The organism is Streptomyces sp. CAI-85, from assembly GCF_013363615.1.
GTDB lineage: Bacteria > Actinomycetota > Actinomycetes > Streptomycetales > Streptomycetaceae > Streptomyces > Streptomyces antibioticus_B.
The window spans coordinates 34,279-49,356 of the sequence record NZ_JAANNX010000012.1; the positions used below are offsets into that span (position 1 = coordinate 34,279).

Annotated in this window: 15 protein-coding genes; 7 read left to right on the forward strand and 8 right to left on the reverse strand. The window is 71.9% G+C overall.

Translation table 11 applies throughout. The features are described 5' to 3' along the window. Nucleotide 1 precedes the first annotated feature (1 nt). Entirely contained in the window at nucleotides 2–1,117 is a 1,116-nt protein-coding gene (locus tag G6W55_RS16575; protein ID WP_175521619.1) for a DMT family transporter, read from the forward strand. On the opposite strand, the gene G6W55_RS16580 is transcribed toward G6W55_RS16575, so the two are convergent. Then, nucleotides 1,107–2,276, reverse strand: a complete 1,170-nt coding sequence (locus G6W55_RS16580; RefSeq protein WP_175521620.1) for a transglycosylase family protein — start codon at nucleotides 2,274–2,276, stop codon at nucleotides 1,107–1,109. The genes G6W55_RS16575 and G6W55_RS16580 overlap by 11 nt on opposite strands. Before the next feature lie 183 nt (nucleotides 2,277–2,459). On the opposite strand from G6W55_RS16580, the gene gndA reads away from it, so the two are divergent. Next, on the forward strand, nucleotides 2,460–3,905 hold the full coding sequence (gndA, locus tag G6W55_RS16585; RefSeq protein WP_175521621.1) for an NADP-dependent phosphogluconate dehydrogenase: 1,446 nt from the start codon (nucleotides 2,460–2,462) through the stop codon (nucleotides 3,903–3,905). A gap of 895 nt (nucleotides 3,906–4,800) precedes the next feature. On the opposite strand, the gene G6W55_RS16590 is transcribed toward gndA, so the two are convergent. Genes G6W55_RS16590 through panD form a run of 3 tightly spaced genes read right to left on the reverse strand, consistent with a single transcriptional unit; the run spans nucleotide 4,801 to nucleotide 6,283 of the window. Next, the gene (locus G6W55_RS16590) at nucleotides 4,801–5,463 is read right to left on the reverse strand and encodes an aspartate/glutamate racemase family protein (RefSeq protein WP_175521622.1); all 663 of its coding nucleotides are present in this window, start codon (nucleotides 5,461–5,463) and stop codon (nucleotides 4,801–4,803) included. A gap of 6 nt (nucleotides 5,464–5,469) precedes the next feature. Next, a complete protein-coding gene (locus tag G6W55_RS16595) occupies nucleotides 5,470–5,829 on the reverse strand; it encodes a GNAT family N-acetyltransferase (RefSeq protein WP_175521623.1) in 360 nt (119 codons plus the stop codon). Nucleotides 5,830–5,863: 34 nt separating this feature from the next. Further along, on the reverse strand, nucleotides 5,864–6,283 hold the full coding sequence (gene panD, locus G6W55_RS16600; RefSeq protein WP_175521624.1) for an aspartate 1-decarboxylase: 420 nt from the start codon (nucleotides 6,281–6,283) through the stop codon (nucleotides 5,864–5,866). A 223-nt stretch (nucleotides 6,284–6,506) separates the two neighbouring features. Here panD and G6W55_RS16605 point away from each other — a divergent pair, with 223 nt between their 5' ends. Continuing rightward, nucleotides 6,507–7,727 carry a metallophosphoesterase gene (locus G6W55_RS16605; RefSeq protein ID WP_175521625.1) on the forward strand — a complete coding sequence of 407 codons (1,221 nt, stop codon included), beginning with the start codon at nucleotides 6,507–6,509 and terminating at the stop codon, nucleotides 7,725–7,727. Here G6W55_RS16605 and G6W55_RS16610 read toward each other — a convergent pair. Together G6W55_RS16610 and G6W55_RS16615 are read right to left on the reverse strand one after the other, a co-directional pair. After that, nucleotides 7,699–7,896 (reverse strand): DUF397 domain-containing protein, encoded by a 198-nt coding sequence (locus G6W55_RS16610; RefSeq protein ID WP_175521626.1) that lies wholly within the window; start codon nucleotides 7,894–7,896, stop codon nucleotides 7,699–7,701. The genes G6W55_RS16605 and G6W55_RS16610 overlap by 29 nt on opposite strands. Continuing rightward, a complete protein-coding gene (locus tag G6W55_RS16615) occupies nucleotides 7,893–8,744 on the reverse strand; it encodes a helix-turn-helix transcriptional regulator (protein ID WP_175521627.1) in 852 nt (283 codons plus the stop codon). The genes G6W55_RS16610 and G6W55_RS16615 overlap by 4 nt, the downstream gene beginning before the upstream one ends. 209 nt (nucleotides 8,745–8,953) lie before the next feature. Here G6W55_RS16615 and G6W55_RS16620 point away from each other — a divergent pair, with 209 nt between their 5' ends. Continuing rightward, nucleotides 8,954–10,039 (forward strand): MerR family transcriptional regulator, encoded by a 1,086-nt coding sequence (locus G6W55_RS16620; RefSeq protein WP_175521628.1) that lies wholly within the window; start codon nucleotides 8,954–8,956, stop codon nucleotides 10,037–10,039. Nucleotides 10,040–10,105: 66 nt separating this feature from the next. Here G6W55_RS16620 and G6W55_RS16625 read toward each other — a convergent pair whose 3' ends face one another. Together G6W55_RS16625 and G6W55_RS16630 are read right to left on the reverse strand one after the other, a co-directional pair. Next, nucleotides 10,106–11,347, reverse strand: coding sequence for a hypothetical protein (locus G6W55_RS16625; protein WP_175521629.1), 1,242 nt, complete (start codon nucleotides 11,345–11,347; stop codon nucleotides 10,106–10,108). Between the two features lie 75 nt (nucleotides 11,348–11,422). Then, the gene (locus G6W55_RS16630) at nucleotides 11,423–11,983 is read right to left on the reverse strand and encodes a DinB family protein (protein ID WP_175521630.1); all 561 of its coding nucleotides are present in this window, start codon (nucleotides 11,981–11,983) and stop codon (nucleotides 11,423–11,425) included. A 205-nt stretch (nucleotides 11,984–12,188) separates the two neighbouring features. On the opposite strand from G6W55_RS16630, the gene modA reads away from it, so the two are divergent. Genes modA through G6W55_RS16645 form a run of 3 tightly spaced genes read left to right on the forward strand, consistent with a single transcriptional unit; the run spans nucleotide 12,189 to nucleotide 14,946 of the window. Continuing rightward, entirely contained in the window at nucleotides 12,189–13,025 is an 837-nt protein-coding gene (gene modA, locus G6W55_RS16635; protein ID WP_175521631.1) for a molybdate ABC transporter substrate-binding protein, read from the forward strand. Continuing rightward, entirely contained in the window at nucleotides 13,022–13,885 is an 864-nt protein-coding gene (locus tag G6W55_RS16640) for an ABC transporter permease (protein WP_175521632.1), read from the forward strand. The genes modA and G6W55_RS16640 overlap by 4 nt, the downstream gene beginning before the upstream one ends. Beyond that, nucleotides 13,882–14,946: an ABC transporter ATP-binding protein gene (locus tag G6W55_RS16645; RefSeq protein WP_175521633.1), complete on the forward strand. Its 1,065-nt coding sequence runs from the start codon at nucleotides 13,882–13,884 to the stop codon at nucleotides 14,944–14,946. Before G6W55_RS16640 ends, G6W55_RS16645 begins: the two co-directional genes overlap by 4 nt. The last annotated feature ends 132 nt before the right edge of the window (nucleotides 14,947–15,078 follow it).

Consider the following 15,078-nt stretch of genomic DNA (forward strand, 5'->3'; position numbering starts at 1 on the left):
CATGAGCGCCCTCGCGTTGTCCGTGGTTCTGTCGCTGGTGTCTGCCGTGGCGTACGCCGGCGGCGCGATCGTGCAGGAGCGGGTCGCGGTGTCCTCCCCGGACGCCGAACAGTACGCCCCGCTGCGCCGCGCGAGCTGGTGGGCGGCGGTCGCGCTGAACGGCCTGGGCGGTCTGCTCCATGTGGTGGCGCTCGCCTACGGCCCCCTGTCCCTGGTCCAGCCGCTGGGCGCGCTGACCATCGTCTTCGCGCTGCCGATGGCGGCGCTGTTCGTCGGCCGCAGGGCCGGCGCGACGGCCTGGCGCGGCGCGATCATGGCGACGGTCGGTCTGGCCGGTCTGCTGTCCCTGGTCGGCGCCTCCGACGCGCAGTCCCTGAGCACCCCGCAGCGGATCACGGTCGCCGTGGTGACCGCCGGCGCGGTGGTGGCGCTGATGGCCGCGGGCCGGGCCGCGCACCGTCACCCGGCCGTGCGCAGCGTGCTGCTCGCGACCGCGTCCGGTATCGCGTTCGGCATGTCCTCGGTGTTCACCAAGACCGTCGCGGTCGACTGGACCGGCGGCGTCTCGGCGGCCGACGTGCCCTCCCTCGCCGTGATCGGCGTCCTCGCCACCGCCGGCATCCTGCTCTCCCAGGCGTCCTACCGGGGCGCGGGCCTCGCGGCCCCGCTGGCCACGCTGACCGTGGTCAACCCGGTGGTCGCGGCCGCCGTCGGCATCACGATGTTCGGCGAGACGTTCCGCTACGGCAGCACGGGCACGCTGCTCGCGCTGGGCTGCGGTGTCGTGGCGGCGGGCGGGCTGATCCTGCTGACGACGGAGCGGTTGCAGGCGGCGCGGGCGGAGACCGCGGACGCGGGCGCTGTGGAGACGTCCGAGGACGGCCTTGAGGAGACGGCGGTGACCGCCGAGCCCGAGCCCGTGGTGCTGCGGAAGGGCGCCCTGGTGCCGGCCGCGGACGTGCTCGTCGCGGCGGCCGCCGGGGAGACCGTCCACGGCGACGACACCCCCGACGACCCCGACGGGGACGCGCCGGTCTTCTTCCACGGCTCGCTCTACGGCGGCGCGTACATCCCGATGCCGGTCGTCGACCGGCATCGGGTGCGGGTCAAATCCTGACGCCGCCGGCCCGCAGATAGCCCAGCGGGTCGACATCCGTACCGAATCCGGGCCCCGTCCGCACCTCGAAGTGCAGATGCGGGCCCGTGCTGTTGCCCGTGGAACCGGATCTGCCGATGCGCTGGCCGCCGCTCACCGACTGCCCGTCCCGGACCGAGATCGCGGACAGATGGGCGTACTGGGTGTAGCGGCCGTCGCCGTGCCGGATGACGACCTGGTACCCGAAGGAACCGCCCCAGCCCGCGCTGACCACGGTGCCCGCGCCGACCGCCTTCACGGAGGTGCCGGTGGGCACGGGGAAGTCGACGCCCGTGTGATAGCCCTTCGACCAGGAGGAACCGCTCGCGTGGTACGGCGTACCGGTGGCGGCGCTGACGGGGGCGACGAGGGAATGGCCGGTTTCGGTTCTTTCCTTGGGCTTGGCCTTCTGCTTGGTCTCTTTCGGGGTGCTCGGTTTCTGTGTGCTCGGTTTCTGTGTGCTCTGTTTCTTCGCCGGGGCGTCCACGCGGAGCCGCTGGCCCGGGATGATCAGGTCGGGGTCGCCGCCGATGGTCGTCCGGTTGGCGGCGTACAGGCCGCGCCAGCCGCCGCGGATGTCCTGCTCCTCGGCGATGCCGGAGAGGGTGTCGCCGCGGACCACCGTGTACATCTCCGCCTTGCCGGCGCGGGACTGGGGGGTGGCCTGGGGCCGTACGTCCTCCAGGGAGGTCTTGGTGCTCTTGGTGGTCTTCTTGGCCCCTGACGGGTTCTGGCCGTCGGGGTGGATGGCGGGCGCGTCGCCGCCCCGGGTGAGACCGGCCTGGACCGAGCAGACCGGCCAGGCACCGGGCCCCTGCCCCTCCAGCACCTTTTCGGCCACCGCGATCTGCTGATCCCGGGTGGCCAGATCCGCGCGCTGCGCGTACCGCTTGCCGCCGTACGCCTCCCAGGTCGACTGGGAGAACTGGAGCCCGCCGTAGTAGCCGTTGCCCGTGTTGATGTGCCAGTTGTTGGTGGACTCGCACGCGGCGACCTTGTTCCAGGTGTCCACGTCGGCCGCCTGGGCCACGCCGGTGCCGATGAGCGGTATCGCCATGCCGGCGCCGCTCGCGGTGACGGTGAGCGAGGCCCGGTTGATCCTGTTCGGCTGATACCGGCGGTGCCGGCCGCGTACGGCCATGGAGATCCCCCTCGACATGCGTCAGGAGGGGCAAAAATAAGGGCCGCCGACCGGCCGGGACAAGGCGGCAATCAGCCGCCCTGACAGCGGTACGGCCATGTGGGGACGGGCTGGATGGAGCACCATGGGGTACGGGATTTCTTTCGCAGCCGGATCCCTCTCCAGCCTTGAGGAGCCAGTCGTATGACCACCTCCACGTCAGCCCAGATCGGCGTCACGGGACTCGCGGTGATGGGCCGCAATCTCGCCCGCAACTTCGCGCGCAACGGCTATACGGTCGCGCTGCACAACCGGACCGCGGCGCGGACGCACGCCCTGGTCGAGGAGTTCGGCGAGGAGGGCGTCTTCGTCCCCGCCGAGACGGCGAAGGAGTTCGTGGAGGCCCTGGAGCGGCCCCGGCGCCTGGTCGTCATGGTGAAGGCGGGTGAGCCGACCGACGCGGTGATCCAGGAGTTCGCCCCGCTGCTGGAACCCGGCGACATGATCATCGACGGCGGCAACGCGCACTTCGCCGACACCCGGCGCCGGGAGCGCGAGCTGCGCGAACAGGGCATCCACTTCGTCGGCGCGGGCATCTCCGGCGGTGAGGAGGGCGCGCTGCACGGGCCGAGCATCATGCCGGGCGGCCCGACCGAGTCGTACGACTCGCTGGGGCCGATGCTGGAGCGGATCTCCGCGAAGGCGGCGGACGGCGCGCCCTGTGTCACGCACATCGGTCCGGACGGCGCCGGTCACTTCGTGAAGATGGTGCACAACGGCATCGAGTACGCCGACATGCAGCTCATCGGCGAGGCGTACCAGTTGCTGCGGGACGTCGGCGGGTTCACGCCGGCGGAGATCGCGGACATCTTCCGCACCTGGAACAGGGGGCGGCTGGACTCGTACCTCATCGAGATCACGGCCGAGGTGCTGTCCCATGTGGACGCGGCGACCGGGCGGCCGTTCGTGGACGTGGTGGTGGACCGGGCGGAGCAGAAGGGCACCGGACGCTGGACCGTGCAGATCGCCCTGGACCTGGGGGTTCCGGTGTCGGGCATCGCGGAGGCGGTGTTCGCGCGGTCGCTGTCGGGGCACGCGGCGCTGCGGGACGCCTCGCGCGAGCTGGCGGGGCCGACGCCGACGCCGCTCGGCGGGGAGGAGGCGGCGGCCTTCGCGGACCGGGTGGAGCAGGCGCTGTACGCCTCGAAGATCGTGTCCTACACCCAGGGCTTCCACGAGATCGCCGCGGGCAGCGAGGAGTACGGCTGGGACATCGACCTGGGTGCGGTCGCGTCGATCTGGCGGGGCGGCTGCATCATCCGCGCGGCGTTCCTGGACCGGATCCGCGCGGCGTACGACGCCCGCCCGGACCTGCCGAGCCTGCTGTCGGACGAGACGTTCGCCGAGGAGATCGCGGCGGCGCAGGCGGATTGGCGCGAGGTCCTGGTCTCCGCGACCCGCGAGGGGGTCCCCACACCCGGCTTCGCGGCGGCGCTCGCGTACTACGACGCACTGCGGGCACCCCGGTTGCCTGCGGCGCTGACGCAGGGCCAGCGGGACTTCTTCGGAGCGCACACGTATCGGCGAGTGGACCGGGAGGGCTCGTTCCACACGCTGTGGGGCGGGGACCGGGGGGAGGCGGAGGCGTAGCGCTCGGCGGGCGGCGAGTGTACGGCGGCGGGCCGGTGGGGGGTGCTCGCGCAGTTCCCCGCGCCCCTAGGTGGGTGACGCTGGGCGTCGGCTGAAGGGTTCGGTTGCTGCCGGCCCGGTGTCTGCGGCTGCGGGCCCGGCGGGGGCTGATCGCGCAGTTCCCCGCGCCCCTAGGGGGTGAGCGTGGCGTCGGCTGAAGGGCTCGGTGGCTGCCGGCCCGGTGTCTGCGGCTGCGGGCCCGGCAGGGGCCGATCGCGCAGTTCCCCGCGCCCCTAGGGGGTGGGGGTGGGCGTCGGCTGAGTCGGTGGGGCCGAGTGGGTGAGTGTTCGAAGCGTCGCCGGGTACGCGGGGGAATAGTCCAGAGCCGACACCGCGATCCTGCCGGGAGCCCCCGATGACAACCCCACCCCCCGGACCGACCCCGGACCCGTACCCCACCCCGGTCCCACCCCCGACACCTCCCCCAGGCCCTGACCCGATCCCCCAGCCCCCGGTCCCCCCGGACCCCATCCCCCCGGGCCCGGAACCAACCCCGCCCCCAGAACCGGGCCCACCCCTCACCTAACGCCAACTGTCACCCCCCTAGGGGCGCGGGGAACTGCGCGATCAGCCCCCACCGGGCCACAGCAGCCACCGAGCCCTTCAGCCGACGCCCACACCCACCCCCTAGGGGCGCGGGGAACTGCGCGAACAACCCCCACCGAACCCGCACCCGCACACCGGACCACAGCAGCAACCGAACCCTTCAGCCAACGCCCACACCCACCCCCTAGGGGCGCGGGGAACTGCGCGATCAGCCCCCACCGGGCCCGCACCCGCCCCACCTGTGACGCCACCACGGGACCCCTCAGGCAACGCCCACCCCCACTCCCCAGGGGCGCGGGGAACTGCGCGCTCAACCCCCACCGGCCCGCAGCCACCACAACCTCACCCCCGCCGCAAGCCCCACCCCAGGACTGGACAGCACAGGCACGGACGTCGTCGTCAGTTCCCGGGCCGGTGCCATCGACGCCTGGGCAAGGACGATCACGTCGGCATCCGCAAAGGTCACCGCATCCGCCGCGTCCGCGACCAGCCGGACGTACCCCTCCCCGTCCCCCACCGCGAAGCGCTCAAAGGCACCGGGAACAAGCACGGTACGGACCGTGACCAGGCGCCGGCGCCCGGCCCGCACCGCCTCCTCCTCGATCAGCTCGGTCGTAGGCGCAACCGTGCTCTCCACAGTCGCCAGCACAACGATCCGCGACCCCGCAGCCACCGCCGCCGCAGCCATCGGCCGATCGACCCGCAGGACAGGCACCCCGACCGCAGCCCCCGCCGCCTCCGCCACCGCCCCGATCGTCGAACACGTACAGAGCACGGCCCGCGCACCCCCCGCAGCCACCCCCGCAAGAACGGCACGGACCTCGTCGGCAACCGCGTCCGGCCCATGCTCACGCGCCCGCGACAGCAGCCCTTCGTCGACGTGATGCCGCAACTCCAACCCGGGGTGGGCGTCGTCCCGCAGGGCATCGAACACCGGGACGTGGACAGGCGAGGTGTGCAGCAGCGCAAGCATCGCCGCTCAGAACCGCCCCGGATGCGCCCGCAGCCAGTCCTTCGCGGCGCCGAGCAGCTCGGGATCGGCGGCCGGTGCCTCCTCGGGATGCCGGGCGGCCCACTTGACGACGTACGGGCAGAGCGGCGCGACGGGGACACCCTCGCGCGCGGAGATGCCGTACAGCTCGCGCGCGAGGGATCCGGCGATGCCCTTCCCCTCGTGCGCGGGCTCGACGACGGTATGCACCGGGACCAGCGCCGGCCGGGGCGCCTCCAGGACGAAGTACTCGATGCGGCCGACGACCTCACCGCCGTCCCCGACGGCTTCGAGGCGCCCCGCCGCCCGGTCGTCCCGGATCTCGATGCCGCTCTTGGGGTCGCTCATGGATGCTCCCGGTGCGATGCGTACGGTGTCCCGGTCAGGCGGTCACTGCCTGCGGGCTGCGCTGCTGGTCGGAGCCCGGTACCGGCTCCGAGGGATCGGCGCCCAGCGTCACGATGCGGTTGTCGCGGTCCACGTGCACGACCCGCGGCACCAGCGCCCGCGCCTCGGCGTCGGTCACCTGAGCGTAACTGATGATGATCACCAGATCACCGGGATGCACGAGGTGCGCGGCGGCACCGTTGATCCCGACCACCCCGGACCCGCGCTCCCCCTCGATGACGTACGTCTCCAGCCGGGCGCCGTTGGTGATGTCGACGATGTGCACCAGCTCCCCCGGAAGGAGATCGGCGGCGTCGAGAAGATCGGCGTCGATGGTCACGGATCCCACGTAGTGCAGGTCGGCCTGGGTGACGGTGGCACGGTGGATCTTGGATTTGAACATGGTGCGCAACATCGGGACACTCCCAAAAGTAGGCTCCCTGCCTGCGTATATGCAGGTCAAGGGCTGTTTCCACACCTTACGACGACACCAGCCTACGCAGCACGCCCCGGGAGGTGTCCGTGATCACCGTCACTCGGGCGGGCGGGGCGGGCGGGGAACGCCGTCGGGGTCGCCGGCGTTGGGGTGGATACAGTGCGCGCGACGCGCGAGACGGCACCCGGTCAGGAGGGGAAGCGTGACCGACACCAGCGATGCCCGGCCCGTCGACGGCGAGGCGGAGGCGGAGGCGGGGACGGATGCGCCGCGGAGGGGGCTGCTGCGCCGCGTGATGCGGTACGTCCCTCTGATCGCGCCCGTCCTGCTGTGGGCCGTGCCCTGCTGGGTGCTGCTGTTCGGCGGTCAGCACTGGCCGTTGCCGGTGACGCTGGCCGGCAGCGCCCTGTTCGCGCTCGGGCTCGTCGTCATGCCGCTCGCGATGGCGCGCGGGCACGGCCGGCGTCAGCAGGACGGGGCGGCGATCGTCGGTGCGACCCTGCTCGGCGCGAGCTGGGTGCTGTTCACCTGGTCCGTGCTGCTCGGCGTCCTCCTGCGGCTCGCGCTGACCGTGGCCGGCGTCGGCGAGGGGCAGGACCGGGCCCGGATCGTCACCTGGGCCGTCCTCGGCGTGACGGCCGTCCTGCTCGTCTGGGGATACGCCGAGGCCCGCCGCGTGCCGCGCGTGCGCCGACTCGACGTACAACTGCCGCGACTGGGAGCCGGGTTGGACGGCACCCGCGTCGCCCTCATCACCGACACCCACTACGGCCCCCTCGACCGCGCCCGCTGGTCGGAGCGCGTGTGCGAGACCGTCAACTCCCTGGACGCCGACCTCGTCTGCCACACCGGCGACATCGCCGACGGCACCGCCGAACGCCGCCGCGCCCAGGCCCTCCCCCTCGGCACCGTGCGCGCCACCCGTGCCCGGGTGTACGTCACCGGCAACCACGAGTACTACAGCGAGGCCCAGGGCTGGGTCGACCTGATGGACGAGCTGGGCTGGGAGCCGCTGCGCAACCGCCACCTCCTGCTCGAACGCGGCGGCGACACGCTCGTGGTGGCCGGTGTGGACGACGTCACCGCCGAGTCCTCCGGCGTCGCGGGCCACGGCGCCCACCTCGCCGGGGCGTTGGACGGCGCCGATCCCGAGCTGCCCGTCCTGCTCCTGGCCCACCAGCCCAAGTTCGTCGACCGGGCGGCGGCCGCGGGCATCGACCTCCAGCTCTCCGGTCACACCCACGGCGGCCAGATCTGGCCCTTCCACCACCTGGTCGGCCTCGACCAGCCCGCCCTGGCCGGCCTCAGCCGCCACGGCGCCCGCACGCAGCTCTACACGAGCCGCGGTACGGGGTTCTGGGGGCCGCCGTTCCGCGTCTTCGCCCCCAGTGAGATCACTCTGCTCGTGCTCCGCGCGCCGTGAACCCCACGAACCGGGCCCACCCGTCACGCCCGACGGCGAGGTGGGGCCGGGTCACGTCCTTGGAGTCGCGGACGTGGACACCCTGTTCACCGACGGCGACCTCCACGCAGTCGTCCCCCTGAGTGCCGCTGTAACTGGACTTGAACCAGGCGAGTTCCGTCGTGCTCATAGCTCTCCTCGCAGTCGCTCCAGCAGGTCCCGCGAGTCTTTGGGGTTCAGGGCCTGCGAGCGCAGTGTGTCATAGCACTGGTAGAGGAGGCTCACCTCTTTCGCGTCGGAGATCAGGCGCCCGTTCTGCTGCCCTTCGGAGTACGCGAGCCGTCGCCGCTCGGGGGTCTCCAGCAACCGCACCGGACCGTCCAGGCACGCGTGGAACTCGGCGTCCAGCGGCATGACTTGCAGGGTCACGTTGCGCGGCGCCGTCAGTTCCAGCACATGGTCCAGCAGCCCACGCGTCACCTCGGTCCCGCCGAGCCGACGCCGGAACAGATGCTCCTCGACGATGAAGCTGAACGGTACGTTCGGCCGCTCGTACAGCATCCTCTGCCGCTCCAGCCGCGCGAACACCTGGGCCTCCAACTGGTCGTCCGACAGCGGAGGAACGCTGTTGTCGAACACGGCCCGCACGTACCCCTCGGGCTGCAACAGCCCCGGCACCAGCCTGCACTCATACGTGCACAGGCTCACCGCCACCCTCTCCAGCCGGGCCCACCGCCGGAACCACGCCGCCAACCCCGGCTCGCCGCGCGTCAGATGCCCCGCCGCCTTCCGCAGCGCACCCGTGTTCCCCAGCGCCTCCTCCGCCCGCTCCACGAACCGCTCGTCGGGCATCCGGCGCCCCAACTCCACCGACTCCACGGTGTACTTGGAGTACCGCACCATCGTCCCGAACTCGACGCGACTGAACCCGGCATGCTCCCGCAGGGCCTGGACGACCGCCCCGAACGTCCGCAGACTGTCGGACGGATCAGGCTCACGCTCCCCCGCGCAAGCCTTCACATCGCTACGGTCCGTCATACGCGGCCACCTCCGGTGCGTACGTCCTCTGCGGCATCTCCGCGATCGACTGCACCCAGAGTGACGGCAATCCCCCCGTACCGTCCACAGAACGTGCCCGTACGCTGACGCAGCGTACGGACGGCGCCGTACGCCTGAATCGCCTGAACGTACAGGTCCTTGACCCTCGACCTTGTCGAGGGCCCAGAGTTCTGGGTGTGGAGAACGAGATGCGCAGCATCGGGGAGATGGCGCGGGACGGTGGACTGAGCGTGAGCGCGCTGCGGTTCTACGACCGTGCCGGTGTGCTGGTGCCCGCCTGGGTGGATCCGGTCAGCGGGTATCGCTGGTACGAGCCGGGGCAGTTGGAGGAGGCGCGGTTGCTGGCCCGGCTTCGGCGGGCGGGCATGCCGTTGGCCGACATCCGGCTGGTGCTGGCCGGCTGGGCCGGCACGGACACGGATCTGGTGCGCGGTCTCCTTGAGGCGCACCTGCGCCGCCTGGAACTCGATCTGTCCGACGCCCGCAGCGAGTTCTCCACGCTTCGAGCCCTACTCGACCGCAGGGAGACCGACCCCATGACCTCGCTCCGCACCGCTTCCGTCCGACTGTCCGTCCCCTCACCGGAGTTGGCCGCCGCCCTGGACACGGTCCGTTTCGCCGCGCGTACCGACGGGGAACTGCCCGCGCTCGGCGGGATCCTGTTCGACATCGAGGGAGAGGCACTCCGCCTGGTGGCCACCGACCGCTACCGGATGGCCGTCGCACGGGCACGCTCGACCGGGTACGACGGGCCCCGGACGCAGGTGATCGTGCCCCTTCCCCTCGCCGACGCGATCCGGGCGCTGCTGACCGGCGAGGATCCCGTCCAGCTCACGGTGGACGGCGACCGCGTGACGCTGGAGGCCGGAGACCGTCAGACCTCCGGCCAGAGCCTCGGCCACGAGTTCCCCGACTACCGCCGCCTCGTCCGGCTCCCGGCCGGCCGCCGGGCCCACGTCGACACGGCAGCCCTCCGGCAGACCCTGGAGACCGGTCCGGTCCGCGCGAGCGAGACGCCTGAGCGCAACGGCGAACCCTACGACCTCAGCGTGCTCCGCGTGACGGAGAACGGGTCCGTGATCGTGTGCGACGACGGTGACGACAGCCAGAACGACGTGGCCATCAACCGCGACTTCCTGCTGCACGCTCTCACCGCCGGCGCCCGGGACGAACTGATCCTGGAACTGGGCGCACCCACGGCCCCACTGGCGATCCGCCGCCCCGACGACGAGGACGCCTTCTCACTCCTGATGCCGGTCCGTCTGGACGACTGACAGCGGCCGTCCCGTCCGCAGCCCGCCGGGAACGCGCACGAGGCGACACCATCGCGCGGTGCCGGCTCAGACCTGCTCGCCCCCGCGCAGGCGGCGGGCTCGCTCGGCGATTCCTGTGGCGAGTCTGCCCGTCGCCGAACCGGCGCGGTCCAGGGTCACCTTGCCGCGGCTTCTGGCGGCGTCGACGCCCTTGGCTCCGGTCTCGAGTGCCTTGTCCCGGACCTCGGCGGCCGCGTCGGCCCAGCGTCTCGCGTCGGACGACCAGCCGCCGGACTCGATGCCGAGCCGCTCGTGGAAGTCGTGGACGCCGATCGCGACCTGGTTGCTCGACTGGACCACGGCCGGGGACTTGGCCGGGTGGAGCAGCACCTTCGCGTTGGCCCTGCCGGCCACCGCGTTCATCCGGGCCACCAGCCGCTCGGTGCTGCGCGATATCAGGTCCCGGCGGTCCTGCCGGGCGGCCTTCAGGCCGAGGCGGTGGGCGTCCAGTTCGTCCGGGGACGTGTCGTGCACCCGGTCGAGTTCGAGTACGGCGATCGCGTCCTGTAGTTGGAAGCAGCGGGCCAGGACGACGAGCCATTCCCGGACCGGGGCCTCGGCCTCCCTGACCGCGGTGGCCAGGTCGCCGATCTTGGACTGGCGCTCCATCCTCTCCGCGATCGCGTCGAGTTGGCGCAGGGCGTACACCTGGGTCTCCGCGATCGTCGTCGGCGCGTCCTGCACCTTCGACCACATGACGTCGTCGACCCTGCCCCTCTTCTCCCGGATGGTCATGGACTCGTCGATGACGAAGCCCACTCCGATCATGCGGGACAGCACCGTGTCCTTCTGGGCGCGCAGCACGTCGTCGACCTTGGCGTCGATCGTGGCGAGATAGTCGGAGATCTCCTCCATGCTCTGCTGCATCGCGACCTGCGACATGAGCTTCGCGGCGTTGGCGAGAGCCGTCGGGTTGGTCATGAGCGATCGGGGTGCCTTCGCGAATTCCACGAACCCCTTGATCTGGCCCTTCTGTCCCTTCAACACCCCTGTGCCCAGGCCCGACTTCGAGCTTTCTCTCAGCCCGTACTTGCTGACGAGCTGTGCCGACTTCGGGGTGAGCTTCACCCAGCGGCCGGAGTTCTCCGCCAGCTCCGAACCTGCCTGTGCGACCGCGGCCCCGGTGTCGAGGACGGACTTGAGCCGATGCGATCCGAGGTCCTGGGAGGGCGACAGTCCTTCCGAGACGAGGAAGCGGTCGACGTCCGCCGCACGGCCCATGACCATCAGCCCATCGTCGTCGCTGATGAGCTGAATCTCGTTGTCCATCGCCCGCCCCTGAAGTCGCGTCCAGCACTTGCGCCGAGGGTACTGATCGGCGGCACCTCGTGACCGCCTACCGGGTCACTGCCCCACTCGGCCGTCCACGCGTTCGCGGAGGAGGTCGGCGTGGCCGCAGTGGCGGGCGTACTCCTCGATGCGGTGGACCAGGAGTTCGCGGACCGCGATGCCGTCCTTGCCGAGGCGTTCGCCCAGGTCGGGGTGGGCGGCGAGGGCGGCGTCGGTGGCGGCCTGTTCGCGGGCCAGGTCGGCGCGGGCGGCGTCCACCGTCGCCTGGTCGCCGGTCGCCTGGTCGAAGTCCGCGTCACGGACGCCGTACAGCTTCGGCAGGGGTTCGGCGTCGGTGATCCAGTTGCGCCAGTCGCGTTCGACCTCGGCGAGGTGCCGGATCAGGCCGAGCAGCGACATCGTGGACGGGGGGACCGAGCGGCGGGCCAGTTGCTCGGGGTCCAGGCCGTCGCACTTCATCCGCAGGGTGTGGCGGTAGTTGGTCAGGAAGTCCTGGAGGGTGGCGAGTTCGCCGTCCGGGCTGACGCCGTCGCTGTTGCGGGGGTCGTTCGCCGGGTCGGTCCACATGTCGGGGTAGACGGTGGCCTCGGTCCAGCGTGCGGGTTCTTCGGTCATGGGCGCCATGGTCGTGCGGGCGGGGGCCGGGCGCCAGCGAGTTATCCGTTCTGTACGGACGCACATGCCAGGCCGAAGATCAGAAGGTCCGGCTCATGCAATGAGACAAGGGTCTTACACCTCGCATATGCGCCAGTATGATCGGCGAAGGCATCGTGAGTTCCGAAAGCGTTCCCTGAAGAGTTCCATGTGAAGGAGTCAGTCCGTGACGACCGCTTCCGCGCGCCGCGTCCGACGCACCCCCCGTACCCTTCGGGCCGCCGGTGCCGGGGTGGCCGTGCTGCTGGCCCTGAGCGCCTGCTCCTCCTCCGACGACTCCGACTCCGCCGGTTCGTCGCCGTCCGCGTCCGGCGGCTCGGAGAAGCTGTCCGGCACGGTCACCGTGTTCGCCGCCGCCTCCCTCAAGGAGAGCTTCACGACGCTGGGCAAGGAGTTCGAGAAGGCCCACCCGGGCACGAAGGTGACGTTCAACTTCGGCGGCAGCGACTCGCTGGCCGCGAGCATCACCGGCGGGGCGCCCGCCGACGTGTTCGCCTCCGCCAGCCCCAAGACGATGAAGATCGTGACGGACGCGAAGGACAACGCCACCGAGCCGGTCACCTTCGTCCGCAACCAACTGGAGATCGCCACCCTCCCCGGCAACCCCGACAAGATCACCTCTCTCAAGGACCTCACCAAGTCCGGGCTGAAGGTCGTGCTGTGCGACAAGGAGGTGCCGTGCGGCGCCGCCGCGCAGAAGGCCCTCGACGCGAGCGGGCTGAAGCTGACCCCGGTCTCCTACGAGCAGGACGTCAAGTCCGCGCTGACCAAGGTCGAGCTGAAAGAGGCCGACGCGGCCGTCGTCTACAAGACCGATGTGAACGCCGCGGGTGACAAAGTGGAGGGCGTGGACTTCCCCGAGTCGGCCGACGCCGTCAACGACTACCCGATCGCCCTGCTGAAGGACGCGCCGAACGCCGACGCCGCCGAGGCGTTCATCGCGCTGGTCCAGTCGCCCGAGGGCCAGAAGGTCCTGACGGGGGCCGGGTTCCTCCAGCCGTGACCTCCCCGCACGACAAGTCCGCCGCCGTGGCCGACACCCTGACGGGCGGTCCACGGCGCGGGCGCCCCCGCAACCGGGTGGGGCGCGGTGTCCCGCTGCCGCTGCTGCTGCCCGCCCTGCTGGGGCTGGCGTTCCTGGTGCTGCCGCTGGTCGCGCTGCTGGTGCGGACGCCGTGGGGCACCCTGTCGGACCAGCTCACCAGCCCCGAGGTGTGGCAGGCGCTACGGCTGTCGCTCGTCTGCGCCACCGCCGCCACCGCTGTGAGCCTGGTGCTCGGCGTGCCGCTGGCCTGGCTGCTGGCCCGGGTGGAGTTCCCCGGGCGCGGGCTGGTGCGCGCCCTGGTCACCCTGCCGCTGGTGCTGCCCCCGGTGGTCGGCGGTGTGGCCCTGCTGATGGCCCTCGGCCGCAACGGCGTCGTCGGCAAGTGGCTCGACGCCTGGTTCGGGATCACCCTGCCCTTCACCACCGCCGGGGTGGTGGTCGCCGAGGCGTTCGTCGCGATGCCGTTCCTCGTGATCAGCGTCGAGGGCACGCTGCGCGCCGCCGACCCCCGCTACGAGGAGGCCGCCACCACCCTCGGCGCCTCCCGCTTCACCGCGTTCCGCCGGGTCACGCTGCCGCTGATCGCGCCGGGCGTCGCCGCGGGCGCCGTGCTCGCGTGGGCGCGGGCGCTCGGCGAGTTCGGGGCGACCATCACCTTCGCCGGCAACTTCCCCGGCCGCACCCAGACCATGCCGCTGGCCGTCTATCTCGCCCTCCAGAGCGACCCGGAGGCGGCGATCGCGCTCAGCCTGGTGCTGCTGGCCGTGTCCATCGCCGTCCTCGCCGGACTGCGCGACCGCTGGACGGCGGCCTCATGACGGCCACTGTCTCCGGTGCCCCGGCGGGTCTCGACGCCCGTCTCGTCGTCGACCGCGGTGACTTCCGGCTGGACGTGGCGCTCACCGCCGCGCCCGGCGACGTCGTCGCGCTCCTCGGCCCCAACGGCGCCGGAAAGACGACCGCGCTGCGCGCCCTCGCCGGCCTCGTCCCGCTCACCGACGGTCATCTGCGGCTGGACGGGGCGTCGTTGGAGCGGACCCGGCCCGAGTCGCGGCCGGTCGGCGTGGTCTTCCAGGACTACCTGCTGTTCCCCCACCTCACCGCCCTCGACAACGTGGCGTTCGGGCCGCGCTGCCAGGGCGTCGGCAAGGCGGAGGCGCGCGCCCAGGCCGCCGTATGGCTGGAACGCATGGGCCTGTCCGCACACACGGGCGCCAAGCCCCGCCGCCTCTCCGGCGGCCAGGCCCAGCGCGTCGCCCTCGCCCGCGCACTGGCCACCCGACCCCGGCTGCTGCTCCTCGACGAGCCGCTGGCGGCGCTCGACGCCCGCACTCGCCTGGAGGTACGCGCCGAACTCCGCCGCCATCTGGCCGAGTTCGAGGCCGTCGCCGTCCTCGTCACCCACGATCCGCTCGACGCGATGGTCCTCGCCGACCGGCTGATCGTCGTCGAGGACGGCCGCACCGTGCAGGAGGGCTCACCGTCCGACATCGCGCGCCGACCGCGCACCGACTACATCGCCCGGCTGGTCGGCCTCAACCTCTACCAGGGCCGTGCCGAGGGCCACACGGTACGCCTGGACTCCGGCCCGACCGTGACCACGACGGAGGACCTCACGGGCCCCGTCTTCGTCGCCTTCCCACCGAGCGCGGTCACCCTCCACCGCGCCCGCCCGACCGGCACCAGCGCCCGCAACCTCTGGCGCTGCCAGGTCGCCGGCCTGGAGTCCTACGGCGACCAGATCCGCGCCGACCTCACCGGCGAACTCCCCCTGGCCGCCGACCTCACGACAGCCGCAGCGGCGGAACTGGACCTGCACGCAGGCGCGGAGATCTGGGCGACGGTGAAGGCCACGCAGACGCACGCCTATCCGGTGTGAGCGGCCGGGCCCTGCCGGGCGCGCGCCGGCACCACGCGGCTCACGTCGTGCGTCGGCACGCACGGAATACGTATCCGGATACGTGTTTCTACTGAGGCCCCTCCGCCCATCGGCCGTCTACGTTCGGGGAGT